The organism is Wenzhouxiangella psychrophila, from assembly GCF_042310375.1.
Lineage (GTDB): Bacteria > Pseudomonadota > Gammaproteobacteria > Xanthomonadales > Wenzhouxiangellaceae > Wenzhouxiangella.
In genome coordinates this window covers 1-847 of record NZ_JBHJMQ010000030.1, presented here as the reverse complement: position 1 = coordinate 847, position 847 = coordinate 1, and the positions used below count along the sequence as shown (strand labels likewise).

1 protein-coding gene is annotated in these 847 nt (G+C 60.2%); it reads left to right on the top strand.

Translation table 11 applies throughout. The features are described 5' to 3' along the window. Window positions 1-74: 74 nt before the first annotated feature. Window positions 75-847 (top strand): IS256 family transposase (locus tag ACDC66_RS15200; RefSeq protein WP_376697586.1); only part of this gene is annotated, 773 nt, incomplete at its 3' end.

Genomic DNA, 847 nt, shown 5'->3' with positions numbered 1-847 from the left:
GGGGCTGTCCTGAGATTTGTGTAACTGCCCATTGATACGTACTGTAAATCAGGAGTTTATCAATGGACGCAGTAGTGGATGAGAAAAAGCTGAAGGAGCTGGTTTCCGAGCTGGCCAAGCAGGTCAAGACCGAAAAGGATCTCGGCGAGCTGTCCGACCGGCTGACAAAGATGACCGTCGAAGCCGCTCTCGGCGCCGAGATGGAGGACCATCTGGGCTACGAGAAGCACGCCCCGGAGGGCCACAACACCGGCAACAGCCGCAACGGCAAGTCCTCGAAGAAGCTCAAGGGCAAGCACGGCGAGGTCGAGATCGACACACCCCGGGACCGCAACGGCACCTTCGAGCCCAAGTTGCTGGGCAAGTACCAGACCCGCCTGACCGCCTTCGATGACCAGATCCTGTGCCTGTACGCCAAGGGCATGACGACGCGCCAGATCGTCGACGCGTTCCAGGAGATGTACGGCGCCGAGGTCTCCTCAACGCTGGTCTCGAAGGTCACCGACGCGGTCATCGACCAGATGACGGAGTGGCAGAGCCGACCACTGGATCCGCTCTATCCGATCGTCTATCTCGATTGCATCGTCGTCAAGGTGCGCCAGAACAAGCAGGTCATCAACAAATCGGTCTACATCGCGCTCGGCATCGATCTGGAGGGCCACAAGCAGCTGCTGGGCCTGTGGATCGCCGAGACCGAGGGTGCGAAGTTCTGGCTGTCGGTGCTCACCGAGCTCAAGAACCGAGGCGTCGAGGACATCCTGATCGCCTGTGTCGACGGCTTGAGTGGCTTTCCCCAGGCGATCGAGGCGGTCTACCCCGAGACCCGGATCCAGCTATGCATCGTCCA